At 42.2% G+C, this 17,975-nt stretch carries 23 protein-coding genes; 12 read left to right on the top strand and 11 right to left on the bottom strand.

What is annotated here, in order from left to right:
- Positions 1-232, top strand: a 232-nt coding sequence (locus tag A4R26_RS35235) for a hypothetical protein (protein ID WP_165760452.1), incomplete at its 5' end; no start/stop codon positions are given.
- A gap of 513 nt (positions 233-745) precedes the next feature.
- Here A4R26_RS35235 and A4R26_RS35935 read toward each other — a convergent pair.
- Entirely contained in the window at positions 746-952 is a 207-nt protein-coding gene (locus A4R26_RS35935) for an arsenic resistance protein (RefSeq protein WP_278248456.1), read from the bottom strand.
- Between the two features lie 130 nt (positions 953-1,082).
- Between A4R26_RS35935 and A4R26_RS35230 the strand changes: the two genes are divergently transcribed.
- The 4 genes from A4R26_RS35230 (at position 1,083) to A4R26_RS35720 (ending at position 4,009) form a co-directional block, all read left to right on the top strand.
- On the top strand, positions 1,083-1,235 hold the full coding sequence (locus A4R26_RS35230) for a helix-turn-helix domain-containing protein (RefSeq protein ID WP_165760449.1): 153 nt from the start codon (positions 1,083-1,085) through the stop codon (positions 1,233-1,235).
- A 937-nt stretch (positions 1,236-2,172) separates the two neighbouring features.
- Complete coding sequence (locus A4R26_RS28730) at positions 2,173-3,387, top strand: site-specific integrase (RefSeq protein WP_500684388.1); 1,215 nt, start codon at positions 2,173-2,175, stop codon at positions 3,385-3,387.
- Between the two features lie 69 nt (positions 3,388-3,456).
- The gene (locus tag A4R26_RS35725; protein WP_242675045.1) at positions 3,457-3,720 is read left to right on the top strand and encodes an ORF6N domain-containing protein; all 264 of its coding nucleotides are present in this window, start codon (positions 3,457-3,459) and stop codon (positions 3,718-3,720) included.
- Positions 3,721-3,811: 91 nt separating this feature from the next.
- Positions 3,812-4,009, top strand: a complete 198-nt coding sequence (locus tag A4R26_RS35720; protein ID WP_242675044.1) for a hypothetical protein — start codon at positions 3,812-3,814, stop codon at positions 4,007-4,009.
- 131 nt (positions 4,010-4,140) lie between these two features.
- Here the strand turns inward: A4R26_RS35720 and A4R26_RS28720 are convergent, their stop codons facing one another.
- The 3 genes from A4R26_RS28720 to A4R26_RS28705 all read right to left on the bottom strand — a co-directional run bounded on the left by A4R26_RS28720 (position 4,141) and on the right by A4R26_RS28705 (position 6,638).
- A complete protein-coding gene (locus A4R26_RS28720; RefSeq protein WP_081169983.1) occupies positions 4,141-4,968 on the bottom strand; it encodes a tetratricopeptide repeat protein in 828 nt (275 codons plus the stop codon).
- A 119-nt stretch (positions 4,969-5,087) separates the two neighbouring features.
- A complete protein-coding gene (locus A4R26_RS28715; RefSeq protein ID WP_242675043.1) occupies positions 5,088-5,834 on the bottom strand; it encodes a hypothetical protein in 747 nt (248 codons plus the stop codon).
- Positions 5,835-6,245: 411 nt separating this feature from the next.
- Positions 6,246-6,638: a hypothetical protein gene (locus A4R26_RS28705; protein ID WP_165760451.1), complete on the bottom strand. Its 393-nt coding sequence runs from the start codon at positions 6,636-6,638 to the stop codon at positions 6,246-6,248.
- Between the two features lie 629 nt (positions 6,639-7,267).
- Between A4R26_RS28705 and A4R26_RS36260 the strand changes: the two genes are divergently transcribed.
- From A4R26_RS36260 to A4R26_RS28690, 3 genes are all read left to right on the top strand, one after another.
- On the top strand, positions 7,268-7,663 hold the full coding sequence (locus A4R26_RS36260) for an HYC_CC_PP family protein (RefSeq protein WP_081169980.1): 396 nt from the start codon (positions 7,268-7,270) through the stop codon (positions 7,661-7,663).
- Between the two features lie 116 nt (positions 7,664-7,779).
- Positions 7,780-8,139: a multicopper oxidase domain-containing protein gene (locus tag A4R26_RS28695; protein ID WP_081169979.1), complete on the top strand. Its 360-nt coding sequence runs from the start codon at positions 7,780-7,782 to the stop codon at positions 8,137-8,139.
- A gap of 6 nt (positions 8,140-8,145) precedes the next feature.
- The gene (locus A4R26_RS28690; protein ID WP_207625844.1) at positions 8,146-8,646 is read left to right on the top strand and encodes a DUF305 domain-containing protein; all 501 of its coding nucleotides are present in this window, start codon (positions 8,146-8,148) and stop codon (positions 8,644-8,646) included.
- A 36-nt stretch (positions 8,647-8,682) separates the two neighbouring features.
- Here A4R26_RS28690 and A4R26_RS28685 read toward each other — a convergent pair whose 3' ends face one another.
- A complete protein-coding gene (locus tag A4R26_RS28685) occupies positions 8,683-9,924 on the bottom strand; it encodes a cation:proton antiporter (RefSeq protein ID WP_081169978.1) in 1,242 nt (413 codons plus the stop codon).
- 184 nt (positions 9,925-10,108) lie between these two features.
- Here A4R26_RS28685 and A4R26_RS36160 point away from each other — a divergent pair, with 184 nt between their 5' ends.
- Entirely contained in the window at positions 10,109-10,282 is a 174-nt protein-coding gene (locus tag A4R26_RS36160; protein WP_081169986.1) for a DUF3606 domain-containing protein, read from the top strand.
- Here A4R26_RS36160 and A4R26_RS28675 read toward each other — a convergent pair.
- Positions 10,271-11,155 (bottom strand): diacylglycerol/lipid kinase family protein, encoded by an 885-nt coding sequence (locus A4R26_RS28675; protein ID WP_081169977.1) that lies wholly within the window; start codon positions 11,153-11,155, stop codon positions 10,271-10,273. The two genes, A4R26_RS36160 and A4R26_RS28675, sit on opposite strands and share 12 nt — an antisense overlap.
- 231 nt (positions 11,156-11,386) lie before the next feature.
- On the opposite strand from A4R26_RS28675, the gene A4R26_RS28670 reads away from it, so the two are divergent.
- The gene (locus A4R26_RS28670; protein WP_081169976.1) at positions 11,387-11,620 is read left to right on the top strand and encodes a hypothetical protein; all 234 of its coding nucleotides are present in this window, start codon (positions 11,387-11,389) and stop codon (positions 11,618-11,620) included.
- 58 nt (positions 11,621-11,678) lie between these two features.
- Here the strand turns inward: A4R26_RS28670 and A4R26_RS28665 are convergent, their stop codons facing one another.
- From A4R26_RS28665 to A4R26_RS28645, 5 genes are all read right to left on the bottom strand, one after another.
- Positions 11,679-12,065, bottom strand: coding sequence for a hypothetical protein (locus A4R26_RS28665; protein ID WP_081169975.1), 387 nt, complete (start codon positions 12,063-12,065; stop codon positions 11,679-11,681).
- Between the two features lie 119 nt (positions 12,066-12,184).
- Entirely contained in the window at positions 12,185-13,507 is a 1,323-nt protein-coding gene (locus tag A4R26_RS28660; protein WP_081169974.1) for a sialate O-acetylesterase, read from the bottom strand.
- 375 nt (positions 13,508-13,882) lie between these two features.
- Positions 13,883-14,530, bottom strand: coding sequence for a DinB family protein (locus tag A4R26_RS28655; protein WP_081169973.1), 648 nt, complete (start codon positions 14,528-14,530; stop codon positions 13,883-13,885).
- 173 nt (positions 14,531-14,703) lie between these two features.
- A complete protein-coding gene (locus A4R26_RS28650) occupies positions 14,704-15,531 on the bottom strand; it encodes an amidohydrolase family protein (protein WP_081169972.1) in 828 nt (275 codons plus the stop codon).
- Between the two features lie 319 nt (positions 15,532-15,850).
- Positions 15,851-16,210: a VOC family protein gene (locus A4R26_RS28645; protein ID WP_081169971.1), complete on the bottom strand. Its 360-nt coding sequence runs from the start codon at positions 16,208-16,210 to the stop codon at positions 15,851-15,853.
- Between the two features lie 162 nt (positions 16,211-16,372).
- On the opposite strand from A4R26_RS28645, the gene A4R26_RS35225 reads away from it, so the two are divergent.
- Complete coding sequence (locus A4R26_RS35225) at positions 16,373-16,510, top strand: helix-turn-helix transcriptional regulator (RefSeq protein ID WP_165760450.1); 138 nt, start codon at positions 16,373-16,375, stop codon at positions 16,508-16,510.
- Between the two features lie 78 nt (positions 16,511-16,588).
- Positions 16,589-17,446 (top strand): SMP-30/gluconolactonase/LRE family protein, encoded by an 858-nt coding sequence (locus tag A4R26_RS28635; RefSeq protein ID WP_081169969.1) that lies wholly within the window; start codon positions 16,589-16,591, stop codon positions 17,444-17,446.
- The last annotated feature ends 529 nt before the right edge of the window (positions 17,447-17,975 follow it).

Below are 17,975 nucleotides of genomic sequence, written 5' to 3'. Positions count from 1 at the left end.
ATTTGGTCAAACAGTTATTAGATTTGCAGATCCAAGTAAAGGACCGGACGCGCAACATGCGGCTGTTTTTTATGGAAAAAGTCAGGATGGCACAACGTATATCTATACAAAGAATGGTTGGTCAATTAAACCTGAAGTGATGAAATTATCAACGTTACAATCAAAAATTCCAGAGTATGGCACAGTTCAGGGTATTAAACCTGGTGAAAGTGGGTATTATAATCATAAGTAATTTCATGATCTCACCTAAAAATGCGCATGGGGGCAATTTGTATAAATGTAATAAATACCAGGAAAGTTCTGATACAATAAAAATACTTGAAAATGATTATAAAATAGTATTGAATGAAAAGTATAGCCTTAGGGTAGAAATAACAAACCCGCGGGTATTGCAAGCGTTAACGACCAAGCCAGATCCTGTTATTTTATTTTCGATCGGGCTGGAGAAATTAATTGCTAAGGGAAACTATATAATACTTTCATCGGTGCCCAGTAACTGTGATCTATTTTATGCTACGGATAAGAAGGGCTGCCTGATATTGTATGAGCATAATCTATTAATTTTTACCAGGGTAAATAAAGTAAAAGGTGCCGGCGCTCACTAGTTGAAAATTAACGGCACCAATAAAATTAACATGGCTGGGTTCTCATCCCGGCCATGTTTTTTTACACACTTATCGCCCAAAATAACACGCCTATTGGCTATTAGTCACATTTATCAAATTAATTTGCCGTAAGAAACATATTATTCAAATTTACCCGACCATATAGCAAAATAGATGACCAGTGGGATGGCAATCCTGATTACATCAAAAGGTATCTGAACGATCAGTTTTCCCTTTAGACTGAACATTATAACAATTGTAAACAGCAATGCAATTAATGTGATAGGAGAAATAAATGGGATAAATTCCTTTTCGTACCAGTTTTCGCCCCCTAGCTTAAGTAAGATAAACCGGGTAAAAAGCCCGCTGCGAAAGGAAAGCCTAAATAAATAGCAACGTTTTCTGCAATTTCACTAATGGTTATATTAACCTCTGAGCCTGTAATATCAAAAAAGGGAGGCAATACTGTAACAAAACGTGGCGGCCTACAAGTCTGCACTGGAGCAACTGAGGGATCGTGGCCTCATCAGCCAGGATGGTGACGGTTATATGGTAACCGACAAGGGCTATCATTATGGACGTGCCTATCATATTGACAGTGTCCTGGGAGCCGGGGAAATAGTAGGTTAGGGTTATATAATAGCCATAATATTCGTTTGTGTTCTTTGATTTCCCTTGGTCTATTGCGGTATCTTGAAAAACTTCGGTTTTGTGGTGCCTTGAAAGAAAACGGTAAACTGATCATGTTTCTTTTCAATAAAGACCTACTTGAAATGTTGAAGCTAAAAGATAACTGGAAACCCTCCTATCACGAAAAGAAAAATAAGTGAACCGTGATTTCCAGATGTGGCGGCGAAAACTGTAACCTATTCACCAGTTGCAGTTGTCTTTTATTTTCCTTTAACGTCTTTGCCTATAGTCATGACTAGTAGACTGCGGTATACAACACGGCAGGCTATCAGGAAAGAACATGCCTATTCCGTTTCATTTAGGCGTGGGTGATGATGGTGTCAAACTGGACTCGCGCATTGTAGGGTAAGGTGCCCTATAAATGGAAGAAATACTCGCGGGGAAAAACATATGTTATTGCCATTTTGGCTATATTTGTAATGACATGTTCGGATACGTATGGATGTGTAAGTTTTTTGAAAAAAACAGGATTGGTCGCGTAAGATTATAAACAGCAAAGAGTATGCGCTTCATTTTCAAGTAATTGTAACCGTTAGGGTTAAGTCCCGTCCGGTCCGCAAAAGAGGTTCATCAGCAATGATGGACCTTTTTTATTTTTATCCATCTTTACTTGCAGCCGGTTGATTTTCAGGTATTCATAACAGCGGGCAGTTTTTATTCTTCCGACCTTTAATTCAGGTAGACACATTCGTTAGTCGACCAAAAATCGACCTAAAAAATGTTGTTACCGATCAAGCCAATTTGCAGAGCCAAGAGAGTTAGAAAAGACGGAACTGCACCGATTTTTTTTCTGTACTGCTTTAGTGCAACGAACCGTACACTACTAAACACTGGCATTTACATTCCACCACAGTACTGGCATCCCAAACAATTACGCGTGTCACCACAGCTACCAGCTGAATATGGTAGTCCGGTAAAATTGAATGATGAATTACTTCGTATTAAAAGATTAGTAGAGGACCTGGTTGCTGAAGCTACCCGCAAACAGATTACCGACAAAGGTTCGTTTGTAAAAAAGGCTTTTACTCCTACACTGGATTTAAGTGTTCTCGATGAGCGCATAAGCGCTGTTGCCAAACAGGAAGCAGCAAAGAAAGAAGCTAAGCAGGATATCTACTACCAGTTTGATGATTACATTAATACCAAAGAACGAAAAGTAAGCAAGGCAACACTGACCGTATATGGCAATGTAAAGGCACATCTACAGGCATTTGAAAAATACCGCCAGGAGAAAATTTTCTTTGCCAGTTTTGATTTTAATTTCTACCACGACTTTATTGACTACCTCACCTTTGAGCATGTGCATATGCGTCGCCAAGAGGTGTTGACGGGTTTAAAGCTGAATACCATTGGTAAAGCCATCAAGCATCTGCGCGGTTTTATAAAAGACCGGGTTAAAAGAAAGATCATTACACCCATCGACCTCACCGATTTCAAAATACCCGAAGAAGAATGCGATGCTATTTATTTAAGTCACCAGGAAATAATAGCCATTTACCAAACTGATCTATCTGCCCATCCTCATCTTATCGAATACCGCGATTTGTTTGTGCTGGGCTGTCTTACCGGCTTGCGGTTCTCCGATTTCTCTACCTTAAAGCCCGAAGATCTGCAAATTGATATGTTATACAAGAAACAGGAAAAATCAGATCACTGGGTTATTATTCCCTTACGCGAGGAAGCCAAGCATATCTTCACTTGCCAGTTCCGTGAGCGCATACCCGCACTTACCAATCCTGAATTTAACCGCCACATTAAAACCATCGGCAAACTGGCTGGACTAAACCGCTCCATTAAATTCTCCTACAAAAAAGGAAACAAAAGTATCGAGGTCATAAAACCCAAATACGACTGGATCACTTCGCATACTGCCCGCCGGTCATTCTGCACCAATGAATTCCTGGCTGGCACACCGGTTGAGCTGATAATGAAGATCAGCGGCCACAAACGAACAAAGGATTTTTATAAGTATATCCGTATTTCGCCGGAAGAGGCTGCTAATAAAATAAAAGAGTTGTGGATAAAGAGGGATGGGATGCGGTTGGTACAAACCGATACTACAATTGTTTTAAATAAAGACATTAACCAATAATCAATAAACTGACTTGGTCGATCGTTGCCTGTGCGGACAGATACTTTTTTACAGTTTAAATCTAGTAAAATGGAAATTATTCAAAGTATTCAAAATAGAATTTATGAAATAAGAGGCGAAAGGGTGATGCTTGACAGGGATCTGGCTGCCCTTTACGATGTAGAAACAAGAATATTTAACCAGTCTGTTAAGCGGAATGGAAAGCGTTTCCCTGCCGATTTTATGTTAACTAACAAGAGACGAATGGGAAAGTGTAAGATTGCAGATGGAGAGTTCACAGAAAAGTATGACATCACAATTTGTGATGACATACCCAGGCAGGCGCCCCAATAGTGCGTTGCCCTATGTTTTTACTGAACAGGGCGTTGCTATGCTCAGCGGTATACTAAATAGTGATAGGGCAATAAACATGAACATTGCTATCATGAGAGCATTTATTCAAATAAGGCGGGTTGTCTATAAGGAAAATGACCTGGTAGAACAATTAAAACAAATTAAAGAGCGATTAGGCGAACATGATGTCCAACTCAACCAAATTTATGATGCCCTGGAAAACTTGCTGGATGAAAAAGCGGAACAAAGGAAATGGGAAGATAGGGATAGAATAGGATTTAAAAGGTAGTGTTGTACCATTGTTTAGTAATTAACTTAAAAAGTGATATTAATTAGGGGAACTATTTCTAGAATGGAAATAGTTGGGCCGTTGTCAACGGCCAAATTGGTTCCAATATATTAGCTGCTTTTGCTGTGCATTTATTTGCAATACGCCTTTATATATTCTTCAGTCATATTTATACCGCCTAATTGCCGCGCTATGTTAAAATTTTTACACGCTTCCTCAATTTCCTTTTTACTGAGGTAGATAAGCCCCAGATTGAAAAAGGCATAAGGGTTATTGGGCTGATAACTGATAGCTTGCCTAATAGTCTGAAGTCCCTTTTCAACTGAAATTGTTTTTGCCTGTGCAAAGCCTAAACTATTTAAAAGGGAGGCTACCCAAACGGAGTCTTTTGTCAGAGATAGCCCCTTCTCACTATATTTGATTGCATCCTCGTATTTACCTGATTGAGTACTGTAGTAGCTAAGATTAGTAAAGATTGAAATTTTGGAGGAATCAATTGTTAATGCTTTCCGAAGTACTTTCATACAATCTTCAAACTGTCGGTTTTCTCCATACAAAAAGGACATATTAAGCAGATAGTGAATGTCGTTTGGGAATTGCTTTAACAATGTCTCATTATCTGCAATCGCTAAATCCAGTTCACCGGAATGTGCGTAACAGAAGGAGCGTAAAAAAAGAATACGTTCGTATAATGTATCGGTAGTTATGGTTGTTTTCAGAGCTGAAGATGCTGAAACTGCCGCCGGTTTAAGCAAGTTCTTCTGTTGTTCGCATACTGCTTTATAGTAAAATAAAATGTTAGTTGGGTGCTTTGAAATTACCTTGTCAATTATTTCAAGCCCCTTATCATACTGTTCCTGGTCAATGAGGTCCTGGATTTGTGCTATTTGTTCATTCTGACCCACCGCAGAAAAGATTGTCAAAGAGAAGTAAATTAACAATAGTAAAAGTTTGTTCATTTTTAATTCCAATTTTGCTTTATTGTAATTCAGGATGTCTTTATCTAGGCTTAGGTATGTCTGTTTTTATAAAATAAATAACAGATCTCCGATGACATAGGTGCTCATAGTGTATCAGCTTATTCGGCTTTTGTTTCTAACAGTTCATTAATGAGAGTCTGTTCCTCTTTGGTTGGGGATTCCATTCTATAATTCTTTACCCTATGGATCGTCATTAAGTCTAGCATATCTACAGCACTTTTGTAAGAACATTTTTCGCCAGGCTTGAGTACAACAAGAAAGCCAGATCGTGATTTCTTTGTACCCAGGTATAATCCCAGTTCTTCATAGGTGTATTTCCTTCCAGTTTTCACTGCAGTTCCATTGTAGGCGTATGCTTCCTGCTCATTAAGAATAAGAACTACCAGTGTTTTGTCGGATGGCACAACAACATGCTCGTTTTCGTCCTTTGGCAAAAAAAGTTTCAATGGCTTTTCATGTTCTTTCAGCCAGGGAATTATCGATGTAGTATTAAAGAATTTCTGTTCTTTTTCGTCAAGCGTGTCTATTTTTCTGTTCTCAAAATTATTTATTTTAAACAGCGTATCCAGGTGCTCCCAATTCCCAAGGACTGCGGCACCATCTCCAGGCTTTAACACAATCAGCGCCGGTCTTCGGTCTCTTGCATTAGTTAAAATCGTATCCATAAAAAGTGGATCAGTAATTTTTCCATATCTCAAATCCGTCAATTCAGTACTGTTTCCATAATAGCAGGCAATAGAATCGTAGCCGAAAAGAATAATATTTAATTGGGGCGAAGCTTTTTTTTCAGATTTACAACCTATCGTAAATCCATATATTAGTAGTATTAAAGTCCACTTACTCATTACTTAAGTTGTGCGATAAAATAAATCGTTTATTTTCTTTCTTCTTGCTGGCGGAGTAGCATGATCAGATGGTCGCTCTACAGCGTTAAAAGAAGGATTCCGGTGGTACATCATCCGAATCTACAGGAATATGTTTGATGATGTGGCTTTCCAGATATTTGTTTATCGAATCTGTTTCCAGATTACGTCGACTCTTGTTGATATAAAATGTATCAAAGTAAGAAGGCGGAATTTCTTCAAAAATTACATCCGGGTTTATGCGTTCAATGATTTTACACAATTCATCCGCGTTGCATTTTCCTATTGCTTCGTGTCTTGTGCCAATTAAGATAACGTTGTACATTCTAATGGTGCTTAAACGTAGTTCGGATTCCTGAAAATTGTCGGCCCGTGAGGAAAAACCAGTGCTTCCTATTTTTTGAGCTTGCTGTTGATTACTTTTTCTACGTATTCAACCATCTCTTGTTTTTCGGAAGCAGAATACACGAATCTTCCCTGCTTGTGAAATAGGTGCCCGGCGATTTCACAGGGTTCCTTATTTTCGATGTAATACATTTGTTCAATTTCTTCAACGACTGCCAAAACCGTCTCTTTGAATTCTCTTGCTCTTTTCATGGCGTCATCGTCTCCGGTGATCACTTTGTGTCTTTCCCAGGAAGGTAAGTCAGTGGTTAAGTATTCAACATCCGGGTCCAATTTTTCGATTCTGTCAGGAGGTACCTTCCCCAATCCGTTACAATAGGCACATTTTCCTGGTGCCCAGAATAGTTCTTTCTTGAGGCGTTTAATATCGTCGATGTCCACAGTACCTTTTCCCAAACAGCGCGGACATTCTACCATGTTGCTTCGAAATATGCGGCCTAAAAAACTCATCGTATGAATTATTATATGATCTAGTATTTTTTTAGTAAGACGAAAAATAAGAACTAATCTCCAATTTTGCCAGTCCGGTCAGAATTAAATCCCGAACTTCTGATTGACGTTATTCGAGACTCTTTGCCGTAAAGTTGAATTAGCGTGGTTTCGCAAAGATTGATTGGGAAGTTTCAAAGATTGCCTGGAAAGTTGCAAACATCAGCGCTAAGTTGTAAACTTAGGTCCCTAAGTTGTCGATTGCTTCCCTCTTATAGGTAACTTATACGCCTAAAATAGAAATTTTTCCATGGACGTTTCATTCCCAAAAAATCAGCCTGTATCTCGTAAATATTTTTTTGAGACGTGCTCAAAACGTGAGGAAAATATTACTCTACACTTTTTCTTTAATCCCTCCACGATAATGATTTTGACGATTGCGAATTATTGGCTGGCTGAATCTTAATCCTGTTGTTTATCAACCTGATATATGGCCGGATTGCCGAAGTTAATTGTCAGCTGGCTTTAAAATTGCTGTCCATTGGTAAGTTGATCAAATACAAAGTGTGTACGCGTTGGAAATGAAAAAGTGCCTGGCATTCATATTAACGTTCATCTATATCAGCTTCAGCGTAGGTGCTACGCTGAATGTTCACTATTGCATGGGAGAAATGGTGGGTGCTTCCCTGTTTACCTTAAGGGACCAGGAATGCGGAAAATGTGGAATGGAAAAGCATACGAACGAAAGTAAGAACTGCTGCAGGGATATTTCAATAGTTTTAAAATCAGGTGATGATCATACTTTTCCCCAATTTCACTATGTTTCTTCCGCCCTTTCATTCACTGTGCATCCTGTATATTATGTTGTTTCCGAAATTAACCTGAGCGAACGTTCAACTCAAAAAAACTTCCGGGCTTTTAGCCCGCCTTTACTAAAGAGCGCGCTCATTATTCAGTATCAGAATTTCCGCATTTGATTTCTTCCCCGGCTGTAGCGCAGCCGCGCAGGCACAATTGTGTCATCTTATAGCCTTGTGTATTTCTTGCAGATCCGTTTTTGATTCTTACAAAAGTTTCTTCTCAACCAATTTGTATGAAGTGTTTTTCTTTCACTGTTGCCCTGATTTGTTTGGGCTATTCAGGATTCTGCCGGCAAATCCCTTCCAGTGATACTACGTTGGAACTACAACCTGGTGAAGCTTCGGAGCAAAGAGGCATGCCATTGCGCAAGGGAAAAATTGTCGTCTACAATAACGGGAAAAAGGAGGAAGTTTCCATTCACTGGCATGGCATTCTGTTGTCAAATCGCGACGATGGGGTGCCTCACCTGGCAACGGCTCCCATCAAAGGAGGCAACACGCATCTTTTTGAATTTAATAAAAATATTTCACTGTCCGGGAACTATGACAGCGATTTTAAATGGGAGCGGGAATCACTTTTATGTACTAAATAAAAAAATATGGAACACAATCAGGAAATGAGAAAGCAACACGATCATTTTGTAGACCAGAAAAAGATGATGGGCTACAAAAAATTACTGTTAATGATAGCAATATCATTTTTTACGATGTATGCAGTCATGTTTTTAAACGTGGATGATGCCAGTCATATTTTTCTTAGCATTTCGAGAACATATATGGCACTGCTGATGTCTTTACCTATGGCCGTGGTAATGATAGCGATGATGAATAAAATGTATCCCAGTAAGAAAATGAATATTACTATAGTGGTGGGCGCTGTTATCCTTTTTGGGATCATATTGGCAGCGCTGCGATCCCAAACCCCTGTAGGCGATGTTCAGTATATGAAAGCAATGATACCTCACCATTCCTCGGCCATCATGACGAGCAGGAATGCTACTATCACCGATCCGGAGGTAAAAAAGCTGTCTCTTGAGATCATTGAATCCCAGGAAAGAGAAACAGCTCAAATGAAGGCAATCCTTTCCAGGATGAAGTAAACAAGTGTAGCCCTGATAATATTTTATGTCTGCTTCTCAGTGCTCATCTTTTTTTGTTTTTCTGCCTTTATCCAGCATGCTGATTGCCCTGGATGCAGTAAGCCCATGAATAAGAACGGAAAGTAAAATAACAAACGCAACGGTTGACCACATCGATTTTAGCCAGGTCAATGATGTATGTTGGGTTGCAAAACTCATGTAATACAATGAGCCAACGCCGCGGATCCCAAAGAACGAGATGACCGATTTTTCCCGATAGGTCAGTTTCGATCCGCTAAGTGTGAGCCAAACGGCAAGCGGGCGTATGATCAGCAAAAAGCCTAATCCAAGCATAGCCAGTGGCCAGGTTAGGTGATCGAGTAGCCCGTTAACAATGCTCCCGCCAAAAAGCAACAGTACAATTGCCACCAGCATACGTTCAATTTGATCGCTGAAGGAATGTAAGGTGCGATGCAGATCATGACCCATTTCGTAGTTTCTAAGCGTTACCGCGCAGGTGAACACGGCAATAAAGCCGTATCCATTCAGTAATTCTGTGCAGCCATATACAACCAATGTAATAGAAAGTGCAACAAAGCCGTCCTCAATACGCGCCACGCGGTATTTTTCGGGCAGTGAAAACAAAACGTATCCAAAGAGTTTTCCCAAAAGGTAACCGGCTGCCAGTCCGCAAAGCAGTTTATACAACAGGTAATAGCTCGTCCATTCCATCCAGGCTCCTGGTTTGGCAAGGAAACCAGTGGCCATTAAAATGCCAAGCCATACAAAGGGAAAGGCAGTTCCATCATTCATACCACCCTCAGCAGTCAGGGTAAACTTTACAGAATCCTTTTCGCTTTCCTGTGGCGGACCAACCTGTACATCAGAGGCAAGTACGGGATCAGTAGGTGAAAGTATGGCGCCCAGCAGCAGGGCCGACGCTATATCCATACCTACGAAATACCAGGCTATAAAAGCTGTAAGTGCTATGCTGCTTATCATACCCACACTTACCAATTTTAGCGAATGTTTCCATTCCCTTATAGAAAATGGCTGATCGATCTTAAGACCTGATCCCATAAGTGCAACCAGCACAACTGTTTCGGTTAAATGCAATGTGATCGCTGGATGCTGGAGCGGATCTGCATACGGCAGCATGGGTAATATTAAAAACAGTAAAATGCCTATGATAATATAGACTATAGAGTAGGAAATACGAACAAATGAACTGATGGTAGGCATCCAGGCCATACCCAACGCCGCAATGCCTATTGTTATCAACCCTACAAGGTATTCCATTTGTTCGTTTAACGAATTCGCATGCTAAAAATGGGCCATGACAAACACTGAATAAATCAAAATCAGCCAAAGCCTGAAATGCAGGTTAACCGGCAGTATATATAGGTTTTAATTGCAAACCTCGTCGTAGATGATAATGCGGAATGTATTTGTGAGGAGATAATTTGGCTACTCCTTACCTTGAATAGGAAAAACAGGTAAACAGGATGATATTCAGATAAACATCTTCCACGAGCATGAGGTAACCTATTGGGCAAAAGAGCTTAATATATCACCTGAGCAGTTAAAGAAAGCTGTAGATCAGGTTGGCCCCAGGGTTGATGACGTTAAAAAGGTCTTAACCGGGTCAAGGCATTAAGATGTCCAGGTAACCTTCCTTGATTTCAATCAGGATTTCAACTTCATTGTCAACCTTCAGTAGTTTATCATCGGAGTGAAGATTTTTTCCATCGAAATTGATCTTGATTTGTTTTCCTTTTAAAGTATGGAACTGGTATTCATCTTCTCCATTTGACAGCTTTTGCATGAGATAGGAAGCGAATTTATCCTTGTGCGCTTCCGGGATCAGGATCACTTCCAGTTCGCCATCACCGGGATCGGCTTGAGGGTTCAATACCAGGTTAGGCCCAATAGAGCGCATATTCATCACTTCTACCATATAAAACGTGCCCGAGTGGTCGGTGCCGTCAACTTCCAGATGACATTTCCGGGGCTCATACGATAGGAGTATCTCATGTAATAGTTTCAATGCGCCTTTTAGTTCAGCTGCCGGACTGTCGTATTCCGTTTCGCTTTTTTTCATTTCCTTCATGAGATAAGGAAAGATGCCAAAGCCAAAACCTTCCAGAAAGAAATTCTCTTCGGGCACGTTGTGCAACAGACCGATATCAATCTTTTTTATCGATGCTTTTTTCCAGGACCTGATGATTTGTTTTAGTTCACCCTTTAGTTCTAACGTTTTGGCAATATTATTAGCGGTACCCAAAGGCAGCAATGCAATTGGAATATTTTTCTTTTGTTTGAATAGTTGCTTGATCACTTTTCTTATTGTTCCGTCACCCCCTGCAATTGTAAGCATATCTGCATGGTAATCAAGTTCTTTCCATGCTTTCTCTTTTGTAGAGTAATGTCTACAGGTGAAGCCCTCTTTTTCAATTAAGGCCACCAGGTTTTCCCTGCTATGGCTTTCATTCCCAGCTGTTGGATTGTGGATCAGTATTACTTGTTTCATGTGTCTTTATGCTACTTGTAATAGTATAAAAGGCATACCACGGGGCGAGGTGGGGTATCTTACCGACACCTGAAGTAAAACCTCCGGCCCTAAAAGCAAGATTGTGGTTGTTGTACTGTTCCTGGTCAACAGCAAAATTCCCGTAAAAAGACGGCATTAAAAACCGTAAAACAACCTGGCTAACTCTATTGCAAAGGAATTATTTTGTGGCTATAATTTGATACCCCTGATATGAACGAAATTTATAACAGTATAGAAGAACAACGCTGGGCCATGCTGGAAATGCGCATTTTACTAAATGAGGTAAAAAACACCTATGGGGCTAATCCCCCGGCAGAGATCCTCGATGCAATAGCCCAGATTGCCAAAGCCAACCGCACAAAGTCCACTCCTCATACCCGTAACCTGAATCATACCGCGGGGCTCGACGAGTTTTGCATAAAAAATAATCTTTCTATCGGTTAAGCGCAATGCCTGGGCAGGTATGCTTTGTTTGATCTTGAGAGACTAACACATTTTTTTCTCAAATATTTATTTCTATAGTTTTATCAGTTCCATCATATACCATTTTACCATCTCTGATAAAACTACACCCGATAATTAAATCAAAAGGAAAGTTATTCAGCATAGTCCTCACCGGCACCAATCCAAATTCTATCCCCTGGATCCTGATCCCGGCCTTGAAAATATCTATGGGTTGCCTGCCATGGATCGGATGTAAGGTAAAAGTGCCGTCAATCTTTTCCAGCTCCAATGACTTGATGATCTCCGCTTTTATATGTAGTTCTATGGCGCCGGTATCGATGATCGCTTTTGGTTTGATCTCATAATTATTTACAGGGTTGATCAGTGTCACCTCCGGTATGACAGGAAAGCCGTCCTCATCAATAATGCCCAGAATTTTACTCATAAGAATTATTAATAAAATGATTTATCCAGGTCCGGTTCGTTGAATGCGGCCAGACCTACAGGTAATTTACATCTTATCAATGATACGGAACTTTGTAAAATTGCTTCCGGGCTGCCTCATCACTCCGGCATTTCACGGCTCCCCGTTTGATACGGCTCTGCCGGTAAACCTGCCTTATTGAAAAGATTCGGCTGGCTGTCCTCTTTCCACGCAAAGCGTAGTGCTGCCGGGCCAGAGACCGCCGGTGAACTTACCACTACATATTTATTCTTCTTCACCACTCCTGTAGCCGGGTAAAATTTGCCATCTGTTCCCGCCAGTTCAAAACCGGTGATGCTGCTGCTGTCGCGCACAACCAGTCCTGATTCAGGGTTTACATAAGTTACGCGTGCTTCCTGATCTTTGAAGCGTACCTTCTCAATTCGCGGGCCGGCCGAAACCTGTTTTACATCGTACGTGCGGTCAAGCGCCAGCCAGGCGAGGCGTTTGCCTATTTCCCATTTGTAGGAAGGATGAAGATCTTCGGGATTGTCGACCAGGTCGGTGGTAATAATGCGGGCGGTGTTTTTTGTTGTCAGCACCTTATCCTGCGCCGCACGGAAGAAAGGCAGACTGCGCTCATTCAACTGCACTTTTTGTTTAGACCGGCTATAGTAGAATGGTGCGATCTGCACGAAATAAAAAGGCAGGTTCGTATCGTTCCAAAGATGCCGCCAGCTCATAATGAGCAACTGCATACTCTTAGTGTATTCTTCGCGCTGGTTCAACATGCAGTTCGTTTCGCCCTGGTACCACAGAAAGCCCTGGAGCGCATAAGGCGCCAATGGCTGAATAAGCCCGGTGTAAAATTTGCCGGCAGGTTCCTGCCTTGTTTTTAAACTGTCTGTTACCGTATGCGCCGGTAACCAGGGCTCGATGGCCGAACCGGGAATGGAAGCCGCCATCATACCCACAGGTACATTTAACCGCGATTGCAATTCCCGCGCATAATAATATCCCGGTGCTGAAAACTGACCTACCCAGGGAGCCTCAGCCCTTTGCCAGCCTTTATTCCGGTCTGAACGTTTGTTGAGATCGCGATTCACCAGGAACAGCCTTATTGCGGGATTGTTTTCCTGGCTTACCTGTGCCGAATCCAGTCCCTGTGATCGGTTGGCTTTATAATGTTTACCGCTTTTATTCATGGTATATTCCATGTTGCTTTGCCCCGAACAAAGCCAAACTTCACCAACCAATACATCTTTATATTCAACGGTGTCTCCGCTGATCACGAACAGTGATTGCCCATTGCTGTTAGCAGGCATGGCATCGAGCAACAGCCGGAAAGAACCATCTGCGCCGGCAACGCCTTCTTTTACCTGGTTACCAAAGATCAATTTTACAGCAGCGCCTGCTTCGGCCTTCCCCCAAACCGGTACGGGTTTGTTGCGTTGTAAAACCATGTGATCGCCAAAGACGAGGGGTAACTCCGGTTTAGCAGCGGCGGTTATTGCAATAAAAGATGCGAGACAAAAAAATAAGTACTTCAGGACTTTACGTTTTAAATGAATAAAAGTTAAAACAGCCAATAAAATAAAGTCCCGAAATTACAATGAAAAAAATTACTCGCGGCTCCATTTCTCCCTTCAGGCCAATTCGGCATCACTCACTTCGTCTGGTACAAACGACCCATGCCTAACTTCGCCATCCATTGTCAAAAAGGTGGCAACAATAATTTTTCGCATATCATTTTATTTTGTTGATGCTACAAAGCTAAATAGACAGGCTAACGCAGGCAGGGGGCATTCGTGACTATGCAATGTGACAAGGGCAGTTTATCAGTCCCCGCCACCTGCAGCGCCCGGTAATCTTCCCTTGATCCACTTGATCTGGCCGTTGTGGTTCGATTCATGTTCTACCACATGAAACCATTTGCAGTAATTATTGGTGGGCTGGCCGCCAAAGAATTTCGGGTCAACGGTCATCAGCCATTTATCGTCGCGCCTGCGCAGTTCGGCCAGTGTTTTTTCGCGGGTTTCTCTAAGGATGTCGACATAATAAGCAAGGTCATGCCCTTTAATGATCTTACGGCCTTCGTCGCCCAAACTCATGGGCACCGACCATTTTGCTTTGTCTTTGAATTCCCGCAATCCTTCAAATGTATTACCCTGGTAATAGGCTTCGGTTGCAGCGAGGTGCAATAACATAGCGCCAATGGTGTTCGATTTGGGATCGTGCAGGTAGTCCAGTTCTTCCATTTTCATTCCTTTCACCGACCGCAATACGGTTTCACGCATCCAGTTCATCATCGATACCAGGGTGCCTACCTGTGGTGAAAAACCTTCTTTCGGTCCAATAATATGAATGCCATCTTCTACCGCACGATCGGCGGCCATCATGATAGCAGGAAGCGCGGTTAAGCCGGTAGCAAGGGTGGCGGTAGTTTTTATAAATCCCCTGCGGTTGGTGGTTGCTTCGGGTTTCATAACATAAGTTTTTTGTTGTTGCTGAAGTTACCGCCATTTGATCGATCAGCAATTACCTAAAGTGGTAGAAGGTTGCATCAGTTTGTTGTAAATCGATATATGTTTGGCTTATGTGCCAACAAAAAAAGGATCACCGCTTATGATGATCCTTTTTACTATAGTTTTTTTATCAGTTACAACCCATAGAACCGCACCGCATTTACGCCGAATACATTTTCTCTTTCTTCAACGGTATACCTGTCAACCATGTATTTATGCAGTAAACTTTTCCATTGCACATATTTGCCCGACAAAAGCATCGAAGGCCAGTCGCTGCCGAAGATCAGCCGGTTGGTGCCGAACGCTTCAAACACTACATCGAGGTAAGGATAGAACTCACTCGCATGCCATAATCTCCATGCCGCCTCCGTCATCAATCCCGACAGCTTGCAATATACATTCGGGTACTTTGCAAATTCCCTGATCCAGGATTTCCAGTCATCGATGATCTTATGTTTTATATCGGGCCGTGCACAATGATCAACCACAAATTTCTGATAGGGAAATCTCCCGATCAGTTCTGCGGCTGCAGCCCATTGCTGGGGATTTATGTGCAGGTCGAATGTATATTTATATTTACCCAAATGCGTCATGCCCTTTAAGAAATTTTCGTTCAGTAACGCATCGCCGGTATCCGCTTCTCCGGCAGTATAACACCAGCCTTTTATAATGGGGTATTGTGAAAAATGTTCCAGTTTTTGCTTTACATCTTCGTCGGTAAGATCTATCCAGCCAACGAAACCTTTGATCTCAGGGTGAGTTTTCGCGATCTCTATCATAAACCGCGTTTCCAGTTCCGTTTGCCGGGCCTGAATGGCTACCAGGCCATCTATATGATTTCGCTTTTCATTTAGTTCAAGATGTTCGGGCAGATAGTCCTGGTGAAGAACGCGCATATCCTTGTTTATCCAGTTAGCAGGGGTTTCATATTTCCAAAAACGAACGTGTGCATCTATAACCATAATGAAACAGTTTTTAGAGCGTAAAAAAATGGGAGTTTGCTATATACAAATGCTTTAAGAAGTTATGGAACGCATAACAAGCATTATTTCCGGAGTAATGTCTTACTTAAATATACGAATTATTCAGAATTACAAAATAGTAAAAAGTTGTTGGAATGTTAATGCAGCGCGGCTGTCTGAAGCCAATAGACAACAGGCAATAGGCAATTGACAATAGGAAAAATACAAAAGATAAAAGGCAATATTGTCTGAATAATGCGAGGTAAGCGATACCTCCGGAATGCTAATTTGCCAATTGTTTATTGCCAATTGCCATGGGTTACCTGGAAACTAAACCAACGAGATTGCCTTCGGGGTCGCTGAACCAGGCAAATTGTTTGTTATTGGGGAGAATTACCGGTCCGAACATTTTTCTGCCGCCCGCGTCGATGATCTTTGTCAGCGCATCATTGATATCATCTACCTGGATGTAGAACAGTACATAATTCTGTGGCTCATGGCCCAATGAGGTGATCTGTCCCTGGATGCCATCTGCACAATTGGTATTGATCAGCGACGCCATCGGAACGCCGGTGTGCGTCCAGCCAAAAAGATCGGAGTAAAAAGAAGCGGTTTTGGATAGGTCCTTACAGCCGATCTCGAAAAACACCACGGGGTTGGCAATAGGAGGAATTGTCATATACTTTATATTTTTTTAAAAATCGTTGTTTGCCTGTAGCAGAAATAATTAATGTTCATGGGGAGGATAACAGATATAAATTGCCTAATATAATTTACTGAATTTTACGCTATAAAACAACTGTAATGCGGGAAGGCGCCGAAATCACTTACCCCTGTAAATTTGGACGCCGGGTTTGAAAATATTCCCCACTTCATCAGGATCTTCAAACAAAAGTTTGGCTATACGCCCAATACCCTGCGGGGAAAAGAGGCCATTTCCGCCGTTCCCGGCGCTGGAAAGGATATTATCCCCGGCTAAAAATGCAATTATTTGAGCTTTTTTCGTTATTAGAACCATACGTGCCGGAATAACTTAGCGGCATTAAAAATATTAAGGATGAAACGAGTAATTGCATTTGTTACCGGGTTGGTACTGGCGGGCAGCGCCCTTGCGCAGGATTCTACCGGCTTTGCCAGTCCGGAAAGCGTGATCTCAGATGGCCAGTACCTGTATGTAACCAATCTTGGAAAGGCCCAGGGCCCCACGGGTAAGGACGGTGATGGCTATATCAGCAAATTATCGCTCGATGGTAAAATGATCGAAAAGTCGTTTGTAGATACAAAACTCAATGCGCCCAAGGGAACGGCCATCATTCGCGGCGCTTTGTATGTGGCGGATATCGATCGCATCGTTGGATTTAACCTGGCGAACGGAAAGAAGATAATCGAAATTAATTTAAGCGGCCACGGCACTTCGTTTTTGAACGATCTTACGGTGCAGGACGATTTTACCCTGTATGTTTCGGCTACTGATATAGGCAAGATCATCGAGGTGAACATCAGGAATGGCTTCAACAAAGCGATCGCCGATGTAAAAGGTGCCAACGGCGTTTATTTTGATAAGGCAACCAGGCGCCTGTATACCTGCAGCTTTAGTTTTGACAATCTGAAAGGCGGTGAGGTAGGGGTGATCAGCTGGAAAGGCCATATGCCTGTTTACGAGAGGATAGGCGACGTAAAAGGCGCTTTTGACGGGTTGGCCCTGCTCGATGATTCTACGCTCATCGTTTCCGACTGGGGCGCGCTCGACCATGCGGCCGGTTTTGTGGAAAAGATCGACCTCAAAACCCATAAAGTCACCAAATTAGATGGGCCCGTGATCGGCGGACCGGCAGATTTTTACTTCGACCCCCTCGAGGACCGGCTGGTGATACCGGCGATGGTGGAAGGGAAGCTGGTGATCCTGAAGTTGTAAGGTGGTGAATGGTCAATGGTGAATGGTCAAAGGTGAATGGGCAATGGTGAATGGTCAATGACTAAGATATAAGTGAGCCTCTGCGGATAGCGGGGGCTTTTTTAATGTAAAGGCAAAAAAGGCAACGAGGCAACGAGCGTCGATAGCTTAAGGCTAAAGCCGTGAGCAAGTAAAATTGAGCGTATAAATTCAGAAGTACCGATAGCCTTCGCCTTTCGGCTGTATTTGGCTTGCAGCGTGCGGCTTGTAGCTGTATTTGCCTTTTGTATTTGCTTTCGCCTTTCGCCTTTCGGCTGTATTTGCCTTTCAGCTTGCAGCTTACGGCTTACGGCTTGCAGCTGTATTTTGTATTTGCCTTAGGCCTTAGGCTTTCCGCCTTAGGCTTTCCGCCTTAGGCTGTATTCGCTTGCAGCTTACGGCTTGCAGCTTGCAGCTGTATTGCCTTAGGCCTTAGGCTTTCCGCCTTCGGCTGTATTCGCTTTCAGCTTACGGCTTGCAGCTTGCAGCTGTATTTGCCTTTCAGCTTGCA

Source organism: Niastella populi (assembly GCF_002078015.1).
Classification (GTDB): domain Bacteria; phylum Bacteroidota; class Bacteroidia; order Chitinophagales; family Chitinophagaceae; genus Niastella; species Niastella populi.
Note: the sequence above shows the minus strand (reverse complement) of the source record. Positions and strands in the feature narration are given on the sequence as shown.